The sequence below is a fragment of the Sphingobacterium suaedae genome (assembly GCF_042684625.1).
Classification (GTDB): Bacteria; Bacteroidota; Bacteroidia; order Sphingobacteriales; family Sphingobacteriaceae; genus Sphingobacterium; species Sphingobacterium suaedae.
Genome location: NZ_JBHULR010000003.1, coordinates 85,409 through 110,791, shown reverse-complemented (window position 1 = coordinate 110,791; position 25,383 = coordinate 85,409). Strand labels below are relative to the sequence as shown.

The 25,383-nt window shown below is 46.4% G+C and carries 24 protein-coding genes; 13 read left to right on the top strand and 11 right to left on the bottom strand.

Annotated features, from left to right (window positions below; genetic code table 11):
• Nucleotides 1–41: 41 nt before the first annotated feature.
• From ACFSR5_RS03790 to ACFSR5_RS03770, 5 genes are all read right to left on the bottom strand, one after another.
• Complete coding sequence (locus ACFSR5_RS03790; RefSeq protein ID WP_380900876.1) at nt 42–668, bottom strand: Crp/Fnr family transcriptional regulator; 627 nt, start codon at nt 666–668, stop codon at nt 42–44.
• Nucleotides 669–670: 2 nt separating this feature from the next.
• The gene (locus tag ACFSR5_RS03785) at nt 671–2,056 is read right to left on the bottom strand and encodes a rhodanese-like domain-containing protein (protein ID WP_380900874.1); all 1,386 of its coding nucleotides are present in this window, start codon (nt 2,054–2,056) and stop codon (nt 671–673) included.
• Between the two features lie 66 nt (nt 2,057–2,122).
• Nucleotides 2,123–2,917 carry a sulfite exporter TauE/SafE family protein gene (locus ACFSR5_RS03780; RefSeq protein ID WP_380900872.1) on the bottom strand — a complete coding sequence of 265 codons (795 nt, stop codon included), beginning with the start codon at nt 2,915–2,917 and terminating at the stop codon, nt 2,123–2,125.
• 46 nt (nt 2,918–2,963) lie between these two features.
• Entirely contained in the window at nt 2,964–3,374 is a 411-nt protein-coding gene (locus ACFSR5_RS03775; protein ID WP_380900870.1) for a DUF6691 family protein, read from the bottom strand.
• A gap of 7 nt (nt 3,375–3,381) precedes the next feature.
• Nucleotides 3,382–3,930 carry a YeeE/YedE family protein gene (locus ACFSR5_RS03770; RefSeq protein WP_380900868.1) on the bottom strand — a complete coding sequence of 183 codons (549 nt, stop codon included), beginning with the start codon at nt 3,928–3,930 and terminating at the stop codon, nt 3,382–3,384.
• A gap of 201 nt (nt 3,931–4,131) precedes the next feature.
• Here ACFSR5_RS03770 and ACFSR5_RS03765 point away from each other — a divergent pair, with 201 nt between their 5' ends.
• From ACFSR5_RS03765 to ACFSR5_RS03755, 3 genes are read left to right on the top strand one after another with little or no spacing between them, the layout of a single operon-like run.
• A complete protein-coding gene (locus ACFSR5_RS03765) occupies nt 4,132–4,710 on the top strand; it encodes a TlpA family protein disulfide reductase (protein WP_380900866.1) in 579 nt (192 codons plus the stop codon).
• A gap of 2 nt (nt 4,711–4,712) precedes the next feature.
• Nucleotides 4,713–5,444 carry an MBL fold metallo-hydrolase gene (locus tag ACFSR5_RS03760; RefSeq protein ID WP_380900864.1) on the top strand — a complete coding sequence of 244 codons (732 nt, stop codon included), beginning with the start codon at nt 4,713–4,715 and terminating at the stop codon, nt 5,442–5,444.
• A gap of 59 nt (nt 5,445–5,503) precedes the next feature.
• Complete coding sequence (locus ACFSR5_RS03755; RefSeq protein WP_380900862.1) at nt 5,504–6,025, top strand: hypothetical protein; 522 nt, start codon at nt 5,504–5,506, stop codon at nt 6,023–6,025.
• Nucleotides 6,026–6,172: 147 nt separating this feature from the next.
• On the opposite strand, the gene ACFSR5_RS03750 is transcribed toward ACFSR5_RS03755, so the two are convergent.
• The gene (locus ACFSR5_RS03750; RefSeq protein WP_380900860.1) at nt 6,173–7,189 is read right to left on the bottom strand and encodes a DUF6807 domain-containing protein; all 1,017 of its coding nucleotides are present in this window, start codon (nt 7,187–7,189) and stop codon (nt 6,173–6,175) included.
• Between the two features lie 263 nt (nt 7,190–7,452).
• On the opposite strand from ACFSR5_RS03750, the gene ACFSR5_RS03745 reads away from it, so the two are divergent.
• The 3 genes from ACFSR5_RS03745 (at nt 7,453) to ACFSR5_RS03735 (ending at nt 9,699) form a co-directional block, all read left to right on the top strand.
• Nucleotides 7,453–7,770 carry a hypothetical protein gene (locus ACFSR5_RS03745; RefSeq protein WP_380900858.1) on the top strand — a complete coding sequence of 106 codons (318 nt, stop codon included), beginning with the start codon at nt 7,453–7,455 and terminating at the stop codon, nt 7,768–7,770.
• A 90-nt stretch (nt 7,771–7,860) separates the two neighbouring features.
• Nucleotides 7,861–8,118 (top strand): hypothetical protein, encoded by a 258-nt coding sequence (locus ACFSR5_RS03740; protein ID WP_380900856.1) that lies wholly within the window; start codon nt 7,861–7,863, stop codon nt 8,116–8,118.
• Between the two features lie 63 nt (nt 8,119–8,181).
• Nucleotides 8,182–9,699, top strand: a complete 1,518-nt coding sequence (locus ACFSR5_RS03735) for a GH3 family domain-containing protein (RefSeq protein ID WP_380900854.1) — start codon at nt 8,182–8,184, stop codon at nt 9,697–9,699.
• Nucleotide 9,700: 1 nt separating this feature from the next.
• On the opposite strand, the gene ACFSR5_RS03730 is transcribed toward ACFSR5_RS03735, so the two are convergent.
• Nucleotides 9,701–10,366 carry a hypothetical protein gene (locus tag ACFSR5_RS03730; protein WP_380900852.1) on the bottom strand — a complete coding sequence of 222 codons (666 nt, stop codon included), beginning with the start codon at nt 10,364–10,366 and terminating at the stop codon, nt 9,701–9,703.
• Between the two features lie 135 nt (nt 10,367–10,501).
• Here ACFSR5_RS03730 and ACFSR5_RS03725 point away from each other — a divergent pair, with 135 nt between their 5' ends.
• Complete coding sequence (locus ACFSR5_RS03725) at nt 10,502–10,702, top strand: hypothetical protein (RefSeq protein ID WP_380900850.1); 201 nt, start codon at nt 10,502–10,504, stop codon at nt 10,700–10,702.
• A gap of 171 nt (nt 10,703–10,873) precedes the next feature.
• On the opposite strand, the gene ACFSR5_RS03720 is transcribed toward ACFSR5_RS03725, so the two are convergent.
• A complete protein-coding gene (locus tag ACFSR5_RS03720) occupies nt 10,874–11,764 on the bottom strand; it encodes an SDR family oxidoreductase (protein WP_380900848.1) in 891 nt (296 codons plus the stop codon).
• A gap of 139 nt (nt 11,765–11,903) precedes the next feature.
• Here ACFSR5_RS03720 and ACFSR5_RS03715 point away from each other — a divergent pair, with 139 nt between their 5' ends.
• The 3 genes from ACFSR5_RS03715 to ACFSR5_RS03705 all read left to right on the top strand — a co-directional run bounded on the left by ACFSR5_RS03715 (nt 11,904) and on the right by ACFSR5_RS03705 (nt 15,090).
• On the top strand, nt 11,904–12,401 hold the full coding sequence (locus ACFSR5_RS03715; RefSeq protein WP_380900846.1) for a hypothetical protein: 498 nt from the start codon (nt 11,904–11,906) through the stop codon (nt 12,399–12,401).
• Between the two features lie 91 nt (nt 12,402–12,492).
• On the top strand, nt 12,493–13,449 hold the full coding sequence (locus ACFSR5_RS03710) for a TIGR03885 family FMN-dependent LLM class oxidoreductase (protein WP_380900844.1): 957 nt from the start codon (nt 12,493–12,495) through the stop codon (nt 13,447–13,449).
• Between the two features lie 15 nt (nt 13,450–13,464).
• A complete protein-coding gene (locus tag ACFSR5_RS03705) occupies nt 13,465–15,090 on the top strand; it encodes an alpha-amylase family protein (RefSeq protein WP_380900842.1) in 1,626 nt (541 codons plus the stop codon).
• 57 nt (nt 15,091–15,147) lie between these two features.
• On the opposite strand, the gene ACFSR5_RS03700 is transcribed toward ACFSR5_RS03705, so the two are convergent.
• From ACFSR5_RS03700 to ACFSR5_RS03690, 3 genes are all read right to left on the bottom strand, one after another.
• Nucleotides 15,148–15,531, bottom strand: coding sequence for a hypothetical protein (locus tag ACFSR5_RS03700; protein ID WP_380900840.1), 384 nt, complete (start codon nt 15,529–15,531; stop codon nt 15,148–15,150).
• 206 nt (nt 15,532–15,737) lie between these two features.
• A complete protein-coding gene (locus ACFSR5_RS03695; protein ID WP_380900838.1) occupies nt 15,738–16,247 on the bottom strand; it encodes an adenylyltransferase/cytidyltransferase family protein in 510 nt (169 codons plus the stop codon).
• 16 nt (nt 16,248–16,263) lie between these two features.
• Nucleotides 16,264–16,743 carry an adenylyltransferase/cytidyltransferase family protein gene (locus ACFSR5_RS03690; RefSeq protein WP_380900836.1) on the bottom strand — a complete coding sequence of 160 codons (480 nt, stop codon included), beginning with the start codon at nt 16,741–16,743 and terminating at the stop codon, nt 16,264–16,266.
• A gap of 302 nt (nt 16,744–17,045) precedes the next feature.
• Between ACFSR5_RS03690 and treY the strand changes: the two genes are divergently transcribed.
• From treY to treZ, 3 genes are all read left to right on the top strand, one after another.
• Nucleotides 17,046–21,221 carry a malto-oligosyltrehalose synthase gene (treY, locus tag ACFSR5_RS03685; protein WP_380900834.1) on the top strand — a complete coding sequence of 1,392 codons (4,176 nt, stop codon included), beginning with the start codon at nt 17,046–17,048 and terminating at the stop codon, nt 21,219–21,221.
• A 154-nt stretch (nt 21,222–21,375) separates the two neighbouring features.
• Nucleotides 21,376–23,502: a glycogen debranching protein GlgX gene (gene glgX / locus ACFSR5_RS03680; RefSeq protein ID WP_380900833.1), complete on the top strand. Its 2,127-nt coding sequence runs from the start codon at nt 21,376–21,378 to the stop codon at nt 23,500–23,502.
• Nucleotides 23,495–25,360 carry a malto-oligosyltrehalose trehalohydrolase gene (gene treZ, locus ACFSR5_RS03675; RefSeq protein WP_380900831.1) on the top strand — a complete coding sequence of 622 codons (1,866 nt, stop codon included), beginning with the start codon at nt 23,495–23,497 and terminating at the stop codon, nt 25,358–25,360. Before glgX ends, treZ begins: the two co-directional genes overlap by 8 nt.
• The last annotated feature ends 23 nt before the right edge of the window (nt 25,361–25,383 follow it).

Below are 25,383 nucleotides of genomic sequence, written 5' to 3'. Positions count from 1 at the left end.
CTTAAACGCCAAGGACTGTCGGTCAGTTTTGGAAGAAAAGCCTAAAACAGTACGCGGATTTCATTGCGCAACAGCACAATTTTTTGTTCTTTTTCCAGTTTTTTTAGTATCCTAGAAACGACAACACGTGACGTATTCAATTCCGTCGCAATTTGCTGATGCGTGCCGATTAAAATACGGTTGTCTAATGCTTTCACTTTTTCCTGCAAATAGTATACAATACGGCTTTCCATATCCATAAAAGCGAGATTATCAATAGACTGAAGCAATTCATCCATACGTGCGGCGTAGCTTTGAAGAATAAAAGCACGCCAGGAGGCATAGCGCCCGAGCCAATCAGCTAGGTATTGCTTAGGCACCATCGCAACGACGGTCTCCGTTTCCGCTTCAGCACGTATCTCGCTTTTTTTGAGACCTACGCAGCATGCAATCGACATCGTACAGGTATCGCCTTTGGCTAAGTAATACAGAAAAAGATCACCTTGCTCCATGTCCCGGCGGATAATTTTAATCGTTCCGGTCAATAGCAAAGGCATAGAACGCACGTATTGCCCATAGTCGATGATTAAATCGCCTTCCGTAAAGTTTTTTATCGTCGCGACCCGTTGCAGTTCCAGTATCAGCTCTGGCTCTAAAACTCCACCATATGTTTCGCGCAGCAAGTCCATTCCTATTCGCCCGTAACCACCGCTTTTTCAAGGGTCTTCCAATCCTGAAAACTGCCCAAATAGATCGACAAGCGATTTATCCCGTTTCGTTCGAGAAACGAATAGGCGATCGTCGCACGATCTCCCGACTGACACTGAATAACGACGTGCTTGTCCATGATTTCGGCCAAATTCAAAGACGGAAGATCGCCGACAAAATGATGCCGTGCACCCGGTATATGCGCCTCCTGATATTCACGTCGGCTACGGACATCCAATAAAACGACATCGTCTCGTCCTTTCAAACGTTCTACGTCATCTGCGTCTACCACGTGCGAAGCAATGCGATCTACTCCTGTAAGATCCGTCAAGAAGCCCGCTATTTGGTCCATTCCGATGCGCATCAGCTTACGGGTTATCTCCTGCTGTTCTTCTTCGGGCGCTACGATGACGAGTCTGTCATCGTACGACAGCATCCATCCAGCCCAGTTGGCCATAGCTTGGTTATGCTGTATATTCCAGGATCCAGGCACATGGCCAGCTGCGAATTTCGACTTGTGACGCGCATCGACCCATGTCAAACCAGCATCTTTCAAGGCGGCTACCGCATCGAGGGTAGGATGCTCTGGAACGGTCAACAATAGCTTACGATCCTCTTTGTTTCGTTTTTTCATCTGGGCAAAATACGTTGGAACGTCTGGCTGATCCTGCAAAAGATAACGTTGAAATCCATCAAAATCATTGTCAAACTGAAACGCCCAGTTCCTAATCTTTTCATAACCGACCGTGCTGCTAGGTACTGATCCTAGCGATTTTCCGCATGCCGATCCCGCGCCATGTCCCGGCCACACCTGCACAAAGTCAGGAAGTTTTCTGAATTTTTTCAAAGAGGCAAACATCTGCACGGCGCCGATCTCTTTTGTCCCCACAATACCGGCTGCTTGCTCAAGCAAGTCGGGGCGGCCAATATCGCCAACGAAGACGAAATCACCGGTAAAAATCATCACCGGCTCGTCGGATGCGGGATGGTCGCGCAGCAACAAACTGATACTCTCTGGAGTATGTCCCGGCGTATGCAGAACTTCCAAAGACAGGTTACCGACACGAATCCTATCTCCCTCCCGAAGCCCTTGATGATCGAACGCATATTGCCAGTCGTCGCCTCCCTCATCAGAAAGGTATATCTCCGCGCCGGTTAATGCCGATAACTCGCGCGTTCCCGCTAAAAAATCCGCGTGGATGTGTGTTTCGACCACGTGCGTTATACGCATATTGTTTTGCTTAGCGATTTCTAGATAGGTATCTACATCGCGTTTCGCATCAATCACTACCGCTTCATTCTTTGCCTGACACCCTACGAAGTAACTCGCTTGCGCCAAAGTCTTATCATATATTTGTTGAAAGAACATAATCTCATTTTATGTGAAAAAATAATTAAATAACAGGGCTTATCTTATGCCGTTCCACTGCTGTTGTTAGATCAAAAACAGTTCTTTTACAAGGATATACATCCCCACAAGTAAAATCATATAGCCGAACAGCTTTTTCAACTGATCGCCGCTGATTTTATTGGCCAGATAGAATCCTACAAAAATTCCTCCAATGGCCAAGCCGGTATAGCCACCTAGAATCTGCCAATCGAAAGTCGGCAGCTTTTCGACATCACCCAATAGTCCAAATCCTGCATTGACAGCAATAATAACCAATGATGTAGATACCGCATTTTTCATTGGCATATGGTAAAAATGAACCAACGCTGGAATAATAAGAAATCCTCCTCCCGCCCCTACTACACCGGTCACCAATCCAACTAACATGCCATGCATGACAATCTGACCACTTCCGAACCGACGCGCCGTATGTTTTTCGACGAATGCGAAGGAATGACCTTTGATCATGCTCCATGCCGATGCCAGCATAACGACCGCGAAAACAATCATTAGTACCGTTGCCTGATGTATTTCCCAATCACCAATAATAAATATCTCTGGAATACAGGGAAGAATAAAGGTCCGGGTCACAAACACCATCAACAAAGAGGGTATACCAAAACTGACCACTTTACGCAAATCCACTTCGCCCTGATAGAATCCCTTTAGTGAGCCCACCACCGCCGTAACCCCCACGGCAAACAAGGAATATGTAGTCGAGAGCACCGGGTCGACACCCATCGTGTACACCAAAATGGGAACGGTCAGAATGCTTCCGCCGCTGCCAACAAGACCAAGTGTAATCCCGACTACGATTGCTAAAAAATATCCTAAAATCATTCGTCTATGTTAAGGTGTGGACCGTCCTATTTATCGTGTTTTTATCTTAATGTGGCAAGTTAGTTTTGACGACGCCGTATAAGAAAGTTCCCAAAACGGCAAACGCAGCAACAATAAGCATAGGCCACACCCCTACGCCAATAAGAACAAAAATCGGACCCGGACAGGCGCCAACCAATGCCCAGCCCATTCCGAAAATAGCACCTCCGGCCAGATATCGGGTTATCGAACGTTGTTTGGGTGCAATCTCGATAAATTGACCATCCACGTCTTTCTTACCTCGTTTCAACCATTGCATACCGATCATTCCAACACCCAACGCCGTGGCCATAAAACCGTACATATGGAATGACTGGAAGTGGAACATTTCAAAAATTCGAAACCAAGACGCTGCCTCGCCTTTATACATGGCTATTCCGAATAACACACCTAAAATCACATATACTATATTGCGCATCGTTTCTCTAAAATAAAAGTGGAAAAATAAGATGAACCATTACCAGTCCACCGATAAAAAAACCAACTACAGCGATCAGGGAGGGCAGTTGCAGGTTGCTTAGCCCAGATATAGCATGACCCGATGTACACCCGCCGGCATAACGTGTACCAAAACCGATGAGAAGTCCGCCTACAGCAAACAGCAGGATGTTCTTTACCGTTAAGTCTGTAAACAGTTCGGTGGGATAATAGGCTTGTCCAGCACTTTGAAAACCCATTGTTTGTAATTTCTGTACGGTATTTTCCGAAATTTCTGGTACAGCCTCGACAGATAATACGTGAGCCGCAAGATAACCTCCGCCTACGGCGCCGAGTAAAAAGAGGAGATTCCATTTTTGTGTTTTCCAATCAAAGCGAAAAAAGTCACACATGCGACCGGCGCCCAGTGCGGCACACATCGTACGGAAGTTGGAAGAAAAACCGAAACTTTTGCCCAACCAGACCAATGCCAACATGATGAAGGCGACCAACGCACCGCCAACATACCAAGGCCAGGGATTAAATAACCATTCCATCTTTACTATAATTTTATTTGTACCTTACAAAGTTCATATAATAATCGAGAATATTGTGCTACTTAGGTTACATATCTTTACCAGAATGTTAATCTCCGTGGCTAAGCTAGGCAGATAACGTGCAACATCCCCCCAACCTTGGTTTATTCTTTGCACATCCCCCTGAATTTATGTAAGTTTAATCCAATTATTTTTTAACACATGAAAATACCTTTCCAAATGAGTTCTGCTCCTGCTTTATTGGTCCTTATCATATTGTTCATTTGCGTGGGTTGCCAGCAACAGATGTCTACGAATGACACCTCCAACGACAAAGACAGCATACAGGCGTCTGCCCCAGCACCAGCAGATTCGGTACAGAAAGAAGATTTTTCGCAGGTTACATTTCTGGACGGAGGCGGCAAACCTGTCACATTGGAATCCCTTAAGGGGAAGGTTATTTTTATTAATTTTTGGGCAACCTGGTGCCCACCCTGTATTCAAGAGATGCCCTCCATTGATCGTTTAAAACAAACCTTCAAAAATAGGTCTGATCTGGTCTTTTTAATGGTAGATGTCGATGGTCAATATGAAGCATCCAAAGCATTTATGGACGAAAACGACTATGACCTTCCCGTTTACACGCCACAGAGCGAGATCCCAACCGCGTTTTTGGGAAATGCGATTCCGACCACCGTTATTTTAGATAAACAAGGGATGCTTGTTGTTCGTGCGGAAGGTGGTCGCGATTATATGGAGCCAGCAACCGTAAAAGCATTGAACGATCTATTGGGGAATTAAATATGGCTCAGGTATTTCCAATTCAAGAAGGCCACTTTTCTGTCAGTAGCGATAAAGAGTTCCGTGTACTCACGTCGTCGTCTCCCGCTGGTTTAAAAGTTGCAGTACAACCTTTCCTCATCAAATTCGATGAAGAATTGATTCTCCTTGACGCGGGTCTCGGCTGGCAGGTAAACGGAGAGTTAATCTTACATCGGGAATTGAAATACAACGGTCTTCCGCCAACTGCCATTACAAAAATTGTCCTTTCCCATCTTCACAAAGATCACGTCGGAGGATTAGGCACTTGGCAAGCCGGTGTGTTTAAGTTAAACTTTCCTCAGGCTTCCATATATGTACAAGCGCGGGAATTTGATTTCGCGGTACAACAGCATGATAATCCGGCTTACGATCAAGAAATCTTAGAAGCATTTAAACATCTTCCGGAAATAATCTGGATGAACGATGATGCGGGATGGATTACTCCGGATCTGTGTTATCAAGTAACCGGTGGGCATTCTCCTTTTCACCAGGTCTTTTGGATAACCGATGGTGAACATGCGATTTTCTATGGCGGGGACAATTTACCGCAACAGGTCTATTTTCAACTCGACATCGCTTATAAAACCGATTATGATGGAAAATCTGCCGAACGAGACCGACTGCATTGGAAACAGCGTGCCGCGAAAGAAGGATGGACGATCTTGTTTTATCATGATTTGGAAAATCCCATGATGACTTATCTGTCTTCCTAATGATAGGCCGGTGTAACGCCTGTGCGTGTTTCTTCGTATGATGTATTAAAAAAAACAACATGACCTTATTTAAATCTGCAAAATCTTGTATTTTGGCCCTGATTGCACTGGCAAGTTTTGCTTGCTCCCAGCCTTCGAAAAAAAACACCTTACCCGCACAGGACGGTGCGGTTCAACCTGTAACTGCAGATACCATGCTCATTGCGGTACTGCGTGCAAAGGGCCCTTTTCCATTGCAAGCCGAGATTCCGATCACCTTTAGGGTGGTAAATCCTACAGGAGATACATTACGTTTCACCCAGTATCACACCCCCTTTGAGGGAATCGTCAGCAATTTTTTAACGGTTATGGACGAGCACGGGTATGAAATCGCCTATCAAGGTCCGATGGCCAAACGAATAATGCCTCCACCTACGAATTCGTACCACACGGTCGCTCCGGGGATGTCGGATAGTATTTCCTTCGATTTGAAAAAGGCGTATACCATAGAGAAACCCGGTCTGTACACATTACAATATAATAGCGGTACGATTAGCGGTATGGCTAACGGCCAGCCTATACAGATCGAAGTACAAGAATAACTTTCCCGGCGCTTCACGGAAAAACGCCAGGATCACCTTTTACACGCTCGTCACGCTTCGTTTAATCCGCGTTATGCGAGTTCCGTACGTGCCCGTTTGGGAACACAACGATCAAACAAGCAAAAAAAGTGTTGAGGCCGGATATGCTTATTTTTTCGCTTCGGCATACGTTTTCCAATGCTGATGGAGTGCTTCGCTACTCATCTTGCCGTCAAATATTAAGAATCGATACCGTAAAGTATACGATTTTCCAGGCTCCAACGTCCAATGGCGGTTCCGCGTTGGGGTAAAATTGAGAAAAACGTTCTCTTGTCCGTTGTTTGCTTGCGCGTCCCACGTACGGATCGGTTCGGGGTGGTTGTAATTCTTTGGGTTAGAGAATATGGCCATACCTCCGTAAGTATTTCTAGATAGCACGCCCTGTATGGCACACCAACGAACCCGACTACCGTCTGCTTCCGACCGTGCATCTCCTTCTGAAGTCAGAAGTTCTGAGTTAGAGGCATCCCAGCTTTCGGTCGCTCTCCAGCCCAATCCCCCATAACGATACATTAAGAGTTGAATAGGGCTATCGGAAGCACAGCGCATATCGATCCGTAGATCAACCCAATAGTAGTTGCTATCTTCAGAAGGCAGATAAACATCGACGGTCTGTAGCTCATGGATCGCTACCTTTTCTGTCCCGTCTTTCTGATAAACGACATGGTCGTGCAGAACCGAATACGAAGCATGCCTACTGTGGGCTTGATGGTGCTTTAGCTTCACAAAACGCACTGTGCCTAGTTTTTTCTTCAAATTCCAAAAGTCGATCGTATCTTGTTCGAAAAGTGTATGTGTCCATGCATTCCAAATGCCGTAATGATGGTAATGGTCTTTGGGCTGTATGCGCGTCAGGCTTCTACCTGACAGTGTGTTCAGTGGATGGATAAAGCCGCTTCGCTTGTAACTGCTGTCCTGCCCGTCCGGAGGAAACACCGTATTAAATTGGTAGGTCAAAAGGGACTGTGTTCCTTTCATGATCGTCAGCACACTATCTAGTCGTACATGCACCGTCAGGCTATCTACTACTTGCCCATGGCACGGAACCGCGGTACGGAAAAACATCATCCATCCTAAACAGGCCATGAACAGGTAATGATATAGGTGCGAACGGTTTGCTCTCATCGGCTAGCTTTTAGGTACAATCGTACAAACATAATATTAATGTGTGGAACCGAAAAATTTTTCTGTATGCTCTTTTACTCTTGACCAGACGGAGCTGACACCCAGGCGGGCGGGCGCTTGACCCCCGTTCAGTATACCACATATCGGGATGACCAAATCGTATTTTTCTATTTTTTCAAGTATTTAACAGGCCAACCATATGCACATAATGACGTTCTCTAACCATAAAAATGTGAACGATGAAGAAACAACAAATAGCGACTATGATCCGACCAGGTCGGATTGTAGTAGGTGCGCTGGTAAGTTATGAGGCTCAGCAAGCGGAACAACAATCGACGTCGGGTCCAGAGGATTCGCCGGAGACTCCCGGAGAAGAAACTCTACCGGATTCAGGACAACGAGTTGAAAATTTGCCTATAGAGCAGCCAAACGAAGATTACCCAGAACGAGAAGGCATCGATGAAGATGAACTGTTTGAGCAAGATATAGATGAAAAGCCCGCGCCGAATCAGACAGATGCCCCCGTGCCGGATCTCAATGAAATAGATAAGAACCCGGACATCGATGAAGTGACCAATTAGGGACAGGAACATATAAAAATATAGTCTGGATCATACTGAACCACCACGAGATTACAGACTGTAGTAGAAACATTTAAATAGATAGAGAGCATGCCGCTAAAAGAACGCATCATCAATTTTCTGCATAAGACGTACACGCCATCGTCAACTATCGACGCGCACTTTGGACGCTACGAATTACAGTTTCGGACAGACGTAGAGGGACGTCCGGTATGCTTGTTTATTGGTAAGAAAAACAATTTGGGGCGTATTATCGGTGAGCAATATCATCGGCGGACGACGTATGATCAAAAGGGACGCATCGTTAAAGACCATTGGGACAATCAGGGGAAGGTCACGTGGAAATAACATCCGTGCAAAACAAAAGACGCTGCATCGCGTGCTTGAAGGACAAAACAGGAAACAAAACGTATGGCAATAATTGGAGAACTCATCAAACGTGTCATTGACGTCGGCGGAATCATAAGCAAGAATCCTTCCCCGGAGGGAACGCAACTGGAGGTATTGCTGAAATTATTGACAAAGGCCAAAGATACCGCATTTGGTAGGAAGTTCAAATTTGCGGATTTACTTCAACAACAAGATATTACGCATGCATTTCAAGAGGCAGTTCCTATCTACGATTACGACACGCTATACGAACACTGGTGGCACTATTTAGAAGAGGGACACGAGAATATTACGTGGCCTGGCGGACAACGTTTTTTTGCGCTCAGCAGCGGCACAACCAGCACGAGCAAGGCCATACCGGTTACAATGGATATGCTGGATTCGATTAAGCAAGCGGGTATACAGCAGATACTAAGTTTACATGAATTTGATCTACCTGCCGACTTTTTCGAGCGTGATATCATGATGTTGGGGAGTAGCACCAATTTACGCGATTGGAATGGTTTCCTCGCGGGGGAAATCAGTGGGATATCCGCTGCCAATCTTCCTTTGTGGTTTAGAAGGTTTTATAAGCCGGGAAAAAAGATAGCGGCATCGGCCGATTGGGACGAGCGGGTACGACTCATCGCAAAATCTGCAGCAAAATGGGATATCGGCAGTATGACGGGTATCCCCTCTTGGTCCGAAATTTTACTCAAGGAGATCGTGCGTTATCATGGTGTGAATTCAATCCACGATATTTGGCCTAACTTACGGGTGTATACTACTGGCGGCGTGGCCTTTGGTCCTTATCGTAAGAGCTTCGAGACACTCTTCGCCCGCCCGATGGTTTATATCGATACCTACTTGGCTTCCGAGGGGTATTTGGCGACTCAAAAACGGCCAAATGCCGAGGGTATGGCTTTAATCACCGACAATGGTATTTTTTTTGAGTTTGTACCGTTCGAACCGGAATACATGGACAAACTGGGTCGCGTTAAACCGGATGCCCCCGCACTAACTTTAGCTGAAGTGGAGGAAAATCAGGAATACGTACTACTTATTTCTACCGTCGCTGGGGCTTGGCGTTATATGATCGGCGATACGGTGATGTTCACCGACAGAGAACGAGCTGAAATCCGGATTACTGGCCGTACCAAACATTTTTTAAATGTGGTCGGCGAACAACTTTCCGTTCATCAAATGAACCACGCGATTGAAATGGTGGAAGAACGGTTTAACTTACCTGTCCGTGAATTTACGGTAGCGAGCATTAGATCGGATGGCCACTATATTAATCGGTGGTATCTAGGAGTAGACTGTCCCGTTGAATCCGTCGACCTTAGCTCATTTTTGGACGAACAGTTGATGGCGTCCAACAAAAATTATGCGGTAGCAAGGCGACAAACATTAGACCGGATCGAAGTGATCCTTACACCTACGGAACGTTTTTACCAGTGGAATGCAAGTCATAAACGCCTCGGGGGACAAACGAAGATTCCCCGCGTCATGGATGGAACGACCTTAGCCGAATTCGAACAGTTTCTTGCTACCTCGTAAGTTACTGCTGCTCTTTTTCGTTGGTCTCTGCCGTCGACCTCACCTCTTCTTCCAACATACTGTCGCGGTTTTCGATGTCTTCGTTCTGTAATGAAGCTACCAAGGCCACGATATCATCGGGCGACAGATATAGACGGGCAATTTTTCTTCTGTATTTGTCGGGCAATCCGCTATGGCCAAGAATAAATTGTTTGGTGGCTATAATATAGCCTCCCATACCGCGTTCAACGGCATAGGTATCAGCGATACGTTCAGCTTTTCGTACGTATTTTTTTGATAGCCCATACAGGATTCCAAACTGGATAAGTCCCCAAGCATTCCTTGTCTCATAGTCCATAATATGTCCCAATTCGTGTCCGATCCAACCAATCAACACCTGAGGAGAAACGTGGTGTATAGGCTCGATGGTATGCGCCAGCTTGAATACCGGACGGATGAGAATCTGATATCGCCTCTGATTGCGCAATCCAATCGCGGAGGCGGCTATTGGTCGTGCAGCCATGATGGATTTTCGCAATTTTTGCGTAAAAACAAAGTCGATACGCGTTTGGCGGAGTTCTGGATAATGCGATAATGCAGTAAGGATAGGTTCCCGGATTACATTTGGTATCTTTTTGTTGTTCGTCCATGTATCCAAACGGGTGTTTTTCGTTCGTTGATCAGCCATAAGAAAAATGTTACATTATAAGTACGAACGGTAAGCGCCCGGATTTGTTCACCAGGTTTTAAGGATAGTAGATTACAAATTAAAAAACCATAGCCTACTTGTCGCGTTCTTTTTGAACATCAATAAATACATGCTATGAAAAACAAAGAGACGAAACGAAAAGAACAAGGTATTGCGGAGAACGAACAAGCGAATTACAGTGATACATCCTCAACAAAGCCGGACGATGCTGAGGCTTTAGAGCGCCAACGTGCACAGGAGGATAAAGGGTCTGACGGAGGGGATCTAGCTGGAAATGCAGCTGGAAATGTTGATCCCCAGAAATCCAAGGATTAACCGTCGATAAGAGATTCGGTGAAAAGGCAGGAACCGAAGGTATCGCTACAAGCCAGCGCGAGCCTATTAACAGTTCTAACGCCAATAAGAGGATACGCTGTCACAAGCTTTCAGCGTGTGACAGCGTTAATCAGAAAGCGTCGTCAGAAATTTCGACGACAGTATAGGCCGTTATGGGTGTCCACCTCCGCCGGATGCACCGAATATTTGGCCCGTTGAATAACTTCCAGAATTGTCTGCAAGCTGTACGTAAATGGAGGCTAACTCTGCAGGTTGTCCAGCCCGGCCCCATGCTGTCGATGCTCCAAAGTTGGCAATCATTTCAGGATCCTTGCTACAAACCTGCAGGGGTGTCCAAATTGGCCCAGGAGCAACACCATTAACGCGAATTCCTTTTTTGCCCAACTGCTTGGCCAGTGCTTTTACGAGAATAACATTGGTCGCTTTGGTTTGGGCGTAGTCCAACAAGACTTCTTCCGGATCGTATGCTTGTACAGATGCCGTGACAATGATTGCCGAACCGGCTTCCATATAAGGCACAGCCGCCTTTGTAATCCAAAACGGCGCATATACATTTGTTTTCATCGTACGATCAAAACTTTCAGCGGGTATATCCAAGATTGTCGGATAGCTCTTTTGAAAGGCCGCATTGTTGACCAAGATGTCAAGACCTCCCATTTTTTTAACGGCTTTTTGCACAAGTTGTTGACAAAAAGCTTCGCTAGTTATATCGCCCGGAATAGAAAATGCCCTTCTACCCACCAGTTCAATTAACCGTACCACTTCCTGTGCGTCTTCCTCCTCTTCCGGCAAATAGTTTATCGCTACATCTGCCCCCTCTCGTGCGTAGGCAATAGCTGCCGCACGACCAATTCCAGAATCACCTCCCGTTATAAGTGCCCGACGGCCATGTAGTCGACCGGAACCGACATAGGTATCTTCCCCATGGTCGGGTATGGGAACCATGCGGTTTGTCAACGCAGGAAAAGGTTGTTGTTGCTTTCTAAACGGAGGTCGCGGATATTTGTCTCTTGGATTTTCCATGTTAGTGTCATGTCGCATAACCATATGTGTTTATTTTCCTCTTGAACGTCCTACTTCCTCAAAACGTTTTAAATAAACCCCCATACGCATCAAATTTTAATATACTGTTTACACTCCAGCAAACCATTTCCCATCACCTACGTTTCCTTCTAAAGTTATGATGACAAAGATTATTCTTCTTACTATGCTGCTCTTCGGCCTAAACATCGTTCAGGATCCTGCTACCTTAGATAGTCTCCGGTCTGCCTATCCGCGCGCCATTAAAGATTCAGAGACGTGTGAAAAGCAACTGGTCGGAATAAAAAAAATGAAGAATCCGACGCCCATAGAACAAGCGTACATAGGTGCTTATTATGCCGTACGCGCAAAACATCTAACTTCTCCACTTAAAAAACTCAACAATTTTAAGGAAGGAAAAGCACAATTGGAGACGGCGGTGCGACGGGATCCAGGGAATGTTGAAATTCATTTCCTGCGTCTTACAATCCAATATTCTGCACCGAAAATATTAGGCTACAAAGACCATATTTCACCGGATTTACAGATTGTTATGAATAAATACTCGGAAGCTAAACCGACAGTCTTGAAAGCACACATTAAAGAGTTCTTACTGCAAACGGATCTTCTTTCCGCGGCGCAACGGGCAAAACTCTAGCAGTTTACAATCGTGTTGGGTGTAAACACGGTTGCCCGAGAACATTGCGTGTACATCAGTGTTCTATCCATAGAGGTAGTTCGAAAACGATATGACGATGCAAATAGGTTACCATGCTTCACATGAACAATTCAGTCCGAGGGATTTACTTCGGTTGGTGCAAATAGCGGAACAATCTGGTTTTCAATCCATTCTATCCTCCGATCATTTTCATCCTTGGAGCCAGCAAGACGGACAAAGCGGCTTCGCTTGGAGTTGGTTGGGTGCGGCCATGCACGCTACAACGATGGAATTCGGAATCGTGAATGCTCCCGGCCAGCGCTATCACCCCGCCATCATCGCGCAGGCCGTAGCAACTTTAGACAATATGTTTCCTGGCCGATTTTGGATAGCACTGGGAAGTGGGCAAGCATTGAATGAACAAATAACGGGAACCGGCTGGCCGTCGAAGGAATTGCGCCATAAACGGTTGGAGGCATGTGCAGATGTCATGCGCCGGTTATGGAAGGGAGAGAACGTGACGCGACATGACGATATCCGGGTACAAGATGCCCAATTGTATACACGTCCATCATGCCAACCGACCGTATACGGGGCGGCGCTGACGGTTTCAACAGCCACATGGGTGGGTACATGGGCCGATGGGCTGATTACAGTTAATCAAGATATTCCGACATTACAGGCAATTATCGATGGTTTTAGACAACACAACCCAAACGGGAAACTGATCTTAAAACTTCAGGTATCCTATAATTCTAGCGTCGAGACTGCGGTGACTTCGGCTTGGCAAGCCTGGCGAAACAATACACTCGGGCATATGCTGCAAGCAGACTTGCCCCTTCCGCAACAGTACGATGCCGCGGGTATACATATAACACCACGACATGTAGCACAGCAGGTGCTGGCCGCTACGGACCCCAGCGTATATGTAGACGCCATCCGACGATATAAACAAATGGGATTTAACAAGATTATTCTACACAACGTGAACAGGGAGCAAGATTCGTTTCTTGCTTTTATGGGACGCGAGGTATTACCGTCCATCTAAATTTCAACGAAAGAAATGTATAAACTTTGGTATAAAGATGCTATTATTTACGCGCTTGCGATCCAATCATTCAAAGATACTAATAGCGATGGTATTGGCGACCTGACTGGCTTACAAACATGTATTCCCTATTTTAAATTACTCGGTATAGATTGCTTATGGCTACTTCCTTTTTATGATAGCCCACAGAAAGATGACGGCTATGACGTTCGGGATTATTATAGCGTGGATCCACGGATCGGCGATCTCGGCGACTTCGTGGCATTTCTGGATAACGCAAAAGGCGCAGGATTGAAAGTTATTATAGATCTGGTCATTAACCACACCTCTACCGAACATCCCTGGTTCAAGGACGCGATCCGCCACGCAGATTCGCCCTACCGGTCTTATTACATTTGGGCTGATCAAAAGCCTGAAGAGGAAAATGTTAATGCTATTCTCGGTGAAGAACAAGGCTTTACGAATTGGACGTACAGCAAAGAGGCCGGTGCTTTTTACTACCATACATTTTATCCCGATCAACCCGATTTGAATATGACCAATCCGCAGGTGGTAGCAGAAGTAAAAAAGATTATGCATTTTTGGCTTAAGCTGGGTGTTGACGGCTTTCGTATCGACGCTGCCCCACACATAATCAAATCGAAAGGCGGATATACTTTTGACCACGATCCGCACGACGTGTTTCGGGAGTGGCGCTCATTTTTAGAAGCGCATAATCCTCAGGCTATTTTTTTGGCTGAGGTGGATGTACCTCCGAAGCGTTACACGGAGTTCCTGGAAGAAAACAAGCAAATGCACTTGCTGTTCAACTTTTATTTAAATAATTATTTCTTCCTCGCATGTGCACGTGAGGATGGTGCACCCATAGCCCGGGCGCTGCGAAAAATACCGACACTAAAGCCTGAGGAACATTTGGCAAATTTCTTACGTAACCATGACGAACTCGATCTTGAACAATTAACACCTGCTGAACGGCAAGAAGTATTTGCTGCATTCGCTCCTGAGGAGCATATGCGTATTTTCGACCGAGGAATTCGTAGACGATTGCCCCCTATGTTTGAAAATAATCAACAACGTCTTGCGATGGCCTATAGCTTATTATTTTCCCTTCCAGGTACGCCTGTGCTCCGGTACGGACAAGAAATAGGCATGGGGGATAACCTTCAAAAGCAAGGACGAAAAAGTGTACGCACGGTCATGCAATGGAACGATCAAAAAAATGCAGGGTTCTCCGACGTCACCGTTGGTGCACTTGATCAAGAGCTGATTGCCGATGGCCCTTTTCGTTATGAGAAAATAAACGTACAGCAACAGATAAGTGATAAGGATTCGCTGCTGCACCGCATCCGCTCATTTATTGATGCTCGAAAAGCAAATGGCTTACCCGAAGGAAAATTTTCTATAATCGACACCGATTCCACTGCCTGTATTGTTTATCGCTACGAACGTCTTACCCATCAACTACTTTTTATACACAATCTAAGCAACAAGGCCGTTGATATCCGTCTACCGCAGGAAAACTTGACGCAGTATGAGGTCATTCTTGCGGACACACCGACCAAAGCAAGGAGGCGAGGTAAGCATGTATGGCACGTGAACGCATTTGGCTATGTATGGCTCCGCACGCCTTGGACACTGTAAGCGGGTCGATTCTATTGCGGTGGTGAAAGCGGAGGTTTTTTGCCTACCTGCTATCAGCTAGGACAGCGTGACGCCTTCTTGAACAACACGAAAGACAGCCGTTAACAGTTCCAATGCCGTACATTGCTTGGACAACCCTGCAATCCGCATCGCCGGGTGCGACTTATCTGCTGGAAACGTCTCATCGTAGAGCAACAATACTGCAGCGCGGGGAAATATCTCCTGCGCATAGGCTAAATAGATGTCCTGAAACGTACTGACGTGATCCATATCAATAAGCACAACATCCGGAATACTGAGCTTCTTCCAGCCAAACTCGTAAAGGGACAAACCTTCACAGACAAGATCGACGGCGTCTCCCCCCTCTTCCACCAAAAGAGTCCTCAATGAAAAACGCAATTTTCTATTTGAGCTAATGATCCCGACATGGATAACGTCCATACTGTTAAATCTTTCTATATCTCGAGCCGTCATAGTTGACTGGGCTTATAACTGTTTACAAAGAACGTCGTCTTGACGTAAAAGTTTTCGGCTTCTATTCCACGAACTCTGGTTTCGTTCTCGCCTTTTTTCATTCTATTTCTTATGCGTTAAAAAGCCGCTATGTCTTCCAACATAGCGGCTTTTTTTTGTTCCTTTTAAAGCGACTATCGCCCGTTATCTAATGGATACATCGCGTTTCTGATTTCTCCCAAAAGATTGATCGCCTGACTGTCCCTCGGTTTCTCTCCTTTGAATTGTTTCGTACGTTCTTTTTGACTCACGCCGGCTCGCAGTGCCTGACTGGAGAATCGATGTCGTCTGCGCATGTACTGTATTGCTATCCCCTCCTGAAGACAGAGTTCTTTTCCTGCAAAATCCGTCTCTCTGTACTCCTCACCAATAAAACGCACGTCAATCGGCACTGTCTGCAAGATGTCCAGTAAGTCTTCATCCGATGCAAAGGGAATAATTTCGTCAACATATTGACATCCCTCGAGCTTAATAAACCGCTCCACCACAGTTTGTGCTGCTTCGGAATGCTCTGACAGCACGTCATCCATTTCCGTCTTTAAACCGACTATTAAATAGTCGCATTGCTTTTTCGCTTCTTCCAGCATGGCCAGGTGTCCGACATGCAGGAGGTCAAATACACCAAAAGTTATCCCTATTTTCATATTTTATATACTATCGTTAAGCATTTGCCCGCTGCAAAGACAGCTCGGTTTTTTCTACCATGGTAACGATCGCCCCTTGTGTCTCTCCTTGTTTGTCTGCGATGATGCGACGCAACGAAGAGCTTGAAAATCGGTTTTCGCGCCGATTGAAGTAGAGTTCTATCCCTTTTTCTTCGCAATAGGCCCTTCCCGTAAAATTTTTATCCATGTACTCATCACCCAATATGCGAACATGAATTTTAAAGGAGCGCAAAATATCTTCTAAATCCTGTTCCGTCGCGTACGGAATAATTTTATCGACATGCTTGCAGCCACGCAATTGCATATATCGTTCAAATACAGTCTGTGTCGGCTTATTTTTCTCTGGCCTGTCCAGTGTTGGGTCTGTTTGTAACCCGCAGATCAAATAATCACATTGTTCTTTCGCATCCTCAAGCATTTTTATGTGGCCGGCGTGCAGCAGATCAAAAGCTGAAAAGGTAATTCCTATTTTCATGGTAGATGTACATTAAATTATGTTGTTCAAAATCGTATAGAAGCGTTGGTCGGCATGCTGTTTTTCACGTAAGCCCCTGTCGTTCCACTCACAAGCATCATTAGAACGTCGAAGCAGCATTCTCGTTTTATTTTTTTTAAATTATTTCAAGAATTGCTACCGGTTGTTTTCATGGTCAGTTTTCGTTGTCGGGGATTTTGATTCGCCTTCCTTCCAGGGTTAAGCTTTTATTTTTTAGAACCAAATGTTCTTGTCAACGTTCTTCCTCATATAGTACATGAAACCTCGTTTACCAGACATCTATGAATCGACCGAATTGCACGTATCGCATCCAGTTGCATAAGGAGTTTACATTTCATCATTTAAGCAACACATTATCTTACCTACACCTGCTTGGAATAGATACCATTTATGCATCTCCGATCGTACGGGCGGTATCCGGAAGTACCCACGGCTACGACGGAACGGACCCGCTATCCATCAATCCCGAAATCGGTTCGCTGGAATCCTTTCGCACACTCCGCAAAGCATGTGACCGTCTAGACCTCAAATGGGTGCAGGATATTGTGCCGAATCACATGGCATTCCATACCGAAAACGCCTGGTTGATGGATCTGCTTCAATACGGCCAAACATCGAAATTCCGGTGGCATTTTGATACACTATTTTGTGAAAACTCATCAACGAGCGAACCGTTGATGGTTCCATTCTTGTCGACGTCATTCGACGAGGCATTAAACAGTGGAGCATTATCGATTATATTAAATAATGAGCATTTCTACTTGGAATACGCGAAGCAGCGATTTCCCCTTCGGCCAACCACCTACATCTCCATTTTACGAATCCTTGTTCCTGACGCGCTCCCCAGATTGCCTATATCGTTAATGCAACTAAAAGAAGTGGAAGACAGCGGAGATGGGGCCCGCTGGAATCAGTTGCGAGATCGGCTGTTTACATTCTTACACCAAAACGAGCTATTCGATACGGTGTACACGAACTTGCCGTTGTTACAACGGGAAAACCGTACACTGGTCAATCTACTGAATGAACAGCACTATCGACTTTGCTTTTGGCAAGAGACCAGCGAACGAATTAATTTCAGAAGATTTTTTACTGTAAATGGTCTTATTTGTGTGAACGTGCACCGCGAACATGTCTTTAACGATGTCCACATGTGCATTCAGGCCCTGTTGGCAGAGGGGCTCGTAGATGGGGTTCGGGTGGATCACATCGACGGTCTCTACGATCCGACGACTTACTTGCGTCGACTGCGGGCCTTGGTCGGTCCAGACGCTTATATTGCGGTGGAAAAAATTTTGGAACAGAACGAAAGACTACCGAAGGAATGGCCGATACAGGGTACAACGGGATATGACTTCCTTGCGCTCTGTAACAACCTGCTCTCCTATCGTGCCGACGAAAAAAAATGGACGAAAAATTATCAAAAATTAAGCGGTATTACTTCGACAGTCGACGATTTGCAAGTGAAGGCTAAAGCACGAATTGTACACGAACATCTCGCTGGCGAATTGGATAATCTCTGTAGGTTATTTCTCACGTTGCGTTTATTCGGAAAGCGCCCTGTAAAGCGGAAGGTGGTACGCGAATTGATAGGCGGGTTCATTACTTATTTTCCGGTGTATCGGATTTACGACACGCATTTTCCTCTGATAAAGAAGAGTTACTTTTTAATTCAGTCTGTTCTCGATAACCTTTCGGATAACCATCCTTCGATTGGCAAAGAGATCAGTTGGATGCGTAAGCTTTTCGCCATGGCACAGCATGGCAACGATGAAGATCTGAAACACAATCTGATGGTATTCCTGCAACGGTGTATGCAATTTACAGGACCTGCTATGGCCAAGGGCGTGGAAGACACGCTTATGTATACGTACAATAGGTTTATTGGACACAACGAAGTAGGCGATCATCCTAAAAACTTCGGCATGAGCCGGAAGATGTTTCATCGAGAAATGCGTAAAAGACAGCGCAACTGGCCGTACACCATGAATGCGTCGGCGACCCATGATACGAAACGTGGAGAGGATTCCCGAGCCAGGTTAGCTTATCTTTCAGGATGTTCGTCCTGTTGGTTTGCGCATGTCAACGATTGGCTCACCATATGTGAGTCATATGGAAAAGAATTGCCCCACCGGAATGATATATACTGTTTATTCCAAGCCTTATACGCCTCCTACCCCATGCCGCATACAGAAGAAGAATGTTTCGAACCTAGGCTTGTAGATTACTTGGTCAAATACGTTCGAGAGGGTAAAGAGCACTCAGATTGGGCGAATCCAAACGTCGCTTACGAAGAAGTCTTAACGGACTTTGCACATTTTCTACTGGACAAAAACGATCGTTTCTTTCCGTCCTTTCATCGCTTTTTCCAGTCGACAGTAGATGGTGGAATCATATATTCCTTGGCGCAGGTGCTGTTAAAGTTCACGTGCCCGGGTATTCCGGACATCTACCAGGGCACCGAGTTGTGGGATCTAAGTTTTGTGGATCCCGACAACCGCAGGGATGTCCATTACGCGGAACGGTACAACGACCTCAACGCTTGTTTTTCCGGGTCCCCTGTGCAGGTGTCCAAATTATGGCAGGATCGTTATTCCGGCATCATTAAATTATGGTTGACACGTCAGCTTGCCCATATGCGAAAAGATTTTGCATCGCTATTTGCAGAAGGTGCTTATGTGGAAGTGCAGGTTGAGGGTGTGTACCGGCGGCATATCTTCGCTTTTGGTCGACGGTTGGCAGAGCAGATGATCCTTACGGTGATTCCGCTTCACGTGGGCGTTCTAGAACAATGGGATCCCTCGACGTTTCAGGAGTTTGATTGGGAAGATACACGTATTGTCGTGAACGACCTACCGTTCGATAACTGGAAGAATCTTCTCTGCAAGGGCGTCGGTCAAGGACCAGAGATCCGGATTGCGGACCTCTTTACAGAACTCCCCTGTGCCGCCGTACATCTTTATTTGACGAGACCAAAACGAGAGGCCGGACTCCTCCTACCGATCAGTTCGTTGCCGTCGGCATTCGGCATTGGGGATTTCGGAAAAGGTGCTTATCAATTCGTTGATCGCTTGGCGGCCAGCGGTCAACGTTGGTGGCAAATCTTGCCGCTCGGTCCTTTATCCCGTGAACAGTACTATTCTCCATACAGCACGTGGAGCGCCATGGGAGGCAACCCATTGTTCATCGATTTGGAAAACCTGGTTCAAGCGGGGCTCCTGGAGCCGGCAGATCTACAGCCCATCCGGTGTAGGCAAACAGACCAAATAGACTATCAGCGCGCAGAGGCCGATAAATGGACACTATTAGACCGCGCATTTGACCGGGCACAAAAGCATCGTATGCCTGCATTCGAAAAATTTTGCGAGACAGAAGAGAGTTGGCTCGACGACTTCGCGCTCTTTGCGGTACTTCGCTTAGTGTATCCCGATTCGCCTTGGTACAGGTGGCCTCTCGCCATAAAAAACCGAAATCATACTGTCCTCAAGCGGTTGAAAAAAACGTACGCGCTGCAAATTCGTAAACAAAAGTGGCTTCAATATGTTTTCTTCAGCCAATGGCGTGCCTTACATCGTTATTGTCAGGCTATGGGCATACATGTTCTCGGTGACGTCCCCATCTATGTCAGTCACGATTCCGTCGATGTATGGGCCCATCGATCTATTTTCTCAATTCGGAGAGACGGAAAACTTCGCAAGGTCGCTGGCGTACCGCCCGACTACTTCGAGCCCGAGGGGCAACTTTGGGGAATGCCGGTCTTCAATTGGCATTCATTACGCGTCACGGGCTACCGGTGGTGGGTAGATCGAATGCGCCTTAATTGCCGATTGTTTGATGAAGTTCGACTAGATCATTTCCGGGGATTTTCCGCGTATTGGGAGATTCCGGAAGACGCCGCGACAGCGCAAGATGGTAGTTGGCAAAAAGGCCCAGGAGCCGATCTTTTCGACAGGATACGATCTGAACTGGGGACACTTCCATTCGTTGCGGAAGATTTAGGGGATATCGACGACGCCGTTTGTACACTGCGCGATCGCTATGGCTTCCCTGGAATGAAGGTGCTGCAATTTGCGTTCGGTGCAGACATGCCGTCGTCTCCAAATATTCCACATCAGTTTGGGACAAATGTTATTGTCTATACGGGCACGCACGATAACAATACCACGCGAGGTTGGTATGAGACATTGGATGAAGCATCTAAAAATCGCCTACACGCTTACATAGGCCACCCCATCAGCGCAACGAACGTTAGTGATGCACTCATTCGCCTGGCTTATGCATCAACGGCCGATCGCGTTGTTATCCCTATGCAAGATGTCATGAGTTTGGGAGCGAAGCACCGAATGAATACGCCGGCTAGCACTACGGGGAATTGGACTTGGCGCATGCCGCCCAAGGCATTTACAAAACAACAACAACGTATGTTACGGACGTATGCGTATCTCTTCAACCGCTAAATTGTTTAAAACAGGAAAAATATCCATTTATCGGCGGGAAATTTGCAGTCAGATGTACGCCCTTACAAAAAAGTTTTTTGCCAAAACATAAGGGTACATATCGTTGTTCTTTTGGCGAATATACCCAACCTTACGTTAACGACAAACAATTACCATGAAGATACAAACATTTACGGGGTCTCCGTATCCCTTAGGCGCAACCTTCGATGGGGAAGGTGTTAATTTTTCGCTCTACGCCGAACATGCAGACGCTGTAGAATTGTGTTTATTCGATACCCCCGAAGATGTGACCAAATCAACTACGATACGACTCACCGAACGGACACATCAAGTTTGGCATGTGTATGTGGCCGGACTACGTCCTGGACAACTATATGGGTATCGGGTCCATGGTGCATACGATCCCGCTCAAGGCTTACGGTTTAACCCACATAAGCTACTCGTCGATCCATATGCAAAGGCAATATCGGGCACCTTACAATGGAATGATGCATTATTCGGATACGACATTGGTCATGCCGACCAAGACCTCAGTTTCAGCGAATCTGATAGTGCGCCATATATGCCGAAATGTATTGTCATCGACGACACTTTCTCTTGGGAGGGAGATCAGCCTCTCCGTATCCCTATGCATAAAAGTATCATTTACGAAACGCACGTCAAGGGTTTTACGGTAACGCATCCTGATATTCCCGAGGAGATCAGGGGGAAGTATGCTGCTATTGGACATCCGATCACGATTGATTATTTAAAAAATCTTGGTATTACCGCGATCGAGTTAATGCCTGTTCAGCATTTTATTACGGATCGCCATTTAAGTGATAAAGGACTAACGAACTATTGGGGGTATAACACGATCGGCTTTTTTGCTCCGGATGTACGTTACGCTACGGCTTATACCCGCGGAGAGCAAGTGGTTGAATTTAAAGAAATGGTTAAAGCACTCCATCAAGCCGGTATCGAGGTGATACTCGACGTCGTTTACAACCATACGGGCGAAGGAAATGAAATGGGACCTACTCTTTCTTTTCGTGGCATTGACAATTCATCCTATTATCGATTAGCGGACGAGCCGCGGTACTACATGGACTTTACTGGAACAGGGAATACGTTGAATGCTCGATTACCGAATGTGCTAAGACTGATTATGGACAGCCTACGCTATTGGATACAGGAAATGCATGTCGATGGATTCCGTTTTGATCTCGCCAGCGCATTGGCGCGCGAATTACACGACGTGGACAAACTGAGTTCGTTCTTTGATGTGATCCATCAAGATCCAGTGATATCGCAGGTGAAACTGATCGCTGAACCTTGGGATATCGGCGAAGGCGGTTATCAAGTTGGCGAATTTCCTCCTGGCTGGGCCGAATGGAATGGAAAATATAGAGACTGTATCCGGGATTTCTGGATTGGTGCGGACAGCATGCTCGGAGAATTTGCGGATCGCCTCATGGGATCCTCAGACCTCTATCAGGACGATTATCGAACACCTGCGGCCAGTATTAATTTTGTCACTGCACACGATGGGTTCACGTTACATGATCTGGTGTCGTACAACGAAAAACATAATGAAGCGAACGGAGAAGATAATCAAGATGGGGAGAGCCATAATCGATCATGGAATTGTGGTGCTGAAGGTCCTACCGATGATGAAGACATTATTCATCTTCGAGCAAAACAAAAAAGAAATCTGTTGACAACCCTCTTCCTTTCACAAGGCGTTCCAATGCTTGTCGCAGGCGACGAATGCGGTCGTACGCAGCAAGGTAACAATAACGCGTATTGTCAAGACAACGAGTTGTCTTGGTTTGATTGGAGCGCGCAAGACCACACCCTCTTGCACTTTACCCAGCAGTTGATCAAACTTCGTAAAGCACATCCGATTTTCTGTCGGCGGAAATGGTTTCAGGGCATTCCGATCAAAGGCATAGGATTGGAGGATATCGCCTGGTTCCTTCCGGACGGCGTAGAAATGGAGGATAGCCATTGGCAGAACGACTTCGCACGCTCGTTGGCGGTATTTCTAAATGGCAAAGGGATTCGTTCACTTCAAGACGATGGCACAAAAACAGTTGACCACAGTTTCTATTTACTATTTAATGCGTATTGGGAGCCTATAAAGTTTACGCTTCCGGACGAGAAATACGGAAAAAAATGGACCAAAATACTGGATACAAACCACAGCAACGTCGAACCGCAGGAACAGTTCCCCGCTTCGGTAGTAGTCGAGGTCGATGCACGCAGTATCGTCGTACTTATGGAGGGCAAGTATGAATGATCCACGTCGATATGAACAGGTAGGCATCAGTTTTACCCAACATGATGCACATATTTGCGTCTGGGCTCCCTTTGCCACATCCGTGGCTTTGCATACCTATTCGCCTGAACGTTACATCCTACTCGAACAGGATCGTTATGGCTACTGGTGTTCGGATACCCAAGATATCATTCCAGGTCAACATTATCACTTCCACGTGGATGGCGTCGATCTTCCTGACCCAGCGTCTCGATCACAGCCGGACGGTGTACATGGCATTTCCGCCGCTGTCGACCTCGAATACGCGTGGACCGACCACGGTTTCGAAGCACCCAGTCTCCGAGAACTTATTATCTACGAACTCCACGTAGGAACATTTACAAGACAAGGTGATTTCGAGGGAGTCCTGTCTAAGCTGCCGTATCTCCAATCTTTAGGTATCAATGCCATAGAGATTATGCCTATCGCGCAATTTCCTGGCGCTCGTAACTGGGGATATGACGGTGTTTACCCATTTGCTGTACAAGAGAGCTATGGAGGCGCCCGTGCCTTTCAACACTTAGTGGATGCCTGCCACGCGCAGGGTATCGCAGTTATCGTGGACGTCGTATACAACCATGTAGGCCCCGAAGGCAACCATTTCCCGGCATTCGGACCATACTTCACGGACAAGTACCACACGCCGTGGGGAGCAGCGCTCAACTACGATGACGCGTGGAGCATGGGTATGCGCGATTTCGTTTGTAGCAACGTCTGCATGTGGTTACAGGACTTCCATGTTGACGGGTTGCGCCTGGACGCTGTCCATGCTATCAAAGATGCAAGTGCTTCGCATATCCTTCAGGACATCCGTCATACGGTTGACCACTTGATGATACAAACGGGACGTACGTATTACCTCATTGGTGAGTGCGACCTGAATGATCGTCGGTATCTGGAACCCTTGGGCCGAAATGGGTTGGCGCTGGATGGACAGTGGCTAGACGAATTCCACCATGCTTTACGTGTGTCGGTAGGCGAAGAGCCTAAAGGTTATTATAGCGAATTCACGCCCATCGCATCGCTAGCCAAGGCTCTTCAGGATGCTTATGTATTTGACGGTTGCTTTTCTCCTCACCGTAAAAAGTTTTTCGGAAGTCGTGCTACGGGTATCGCCGGAGAGCGGTTTGTCGTTTTCTCCCAAAATCACGATCAAGTTGGCAATCGCATGTTAGGCGAACGGAGCAGTCATTTGTATACTTCCGCATTGCAAAAGTTGATGGCGATGACGGTACTTTTTAGTCCGTTCACACCTTTATTATTTATGGGCGAAGAATGGGGTGCTACGTCCCCTTTTCTATATTTTGTCAGTCACAGTGACAGTGCATTGATTGAAGCAGTGCGCTCGGGTCGAAAAAAAGAATTTAAGGCGTTTCAGCAGACCGGCGAAATACCTGATCCGCAGGACGAAGAAACATTTAGACGTTCCATACTCGTGTGGGACGAACTAGACATTCCGCGACACCAGCATATGTTCGCCTATTATCAAGCACTCATCGCTTTCCGAAAATCCGTTTTGCTTTCCACCTCCTTCCGGCGAGAGGACATCCATGTGGATAGCTATCCTGACGCTCAGATCATCGCGTTGTATATCGTAAAAAAACATGAAACGCTCCTGTGTTTACTGAACTTCAGAAACATATCACAGCATGTCTCGATTCGTGGAGCTGGCTCTTGGCGAAAAATATGGGATAGCGCTGCAGAAAAATGGGGAGGTCACTCCATAACACCCGACGAAAGTCAGCGAACCGTACTCCTATCTGCCCAATCAGGAGCAGTCTTCTGCAGCTCGGAGGGGATCTCGCTGGAAGGTTCTCCTCAACCCTTAGATGATACATAAAACGATAAGGCACCGCTCGCGCG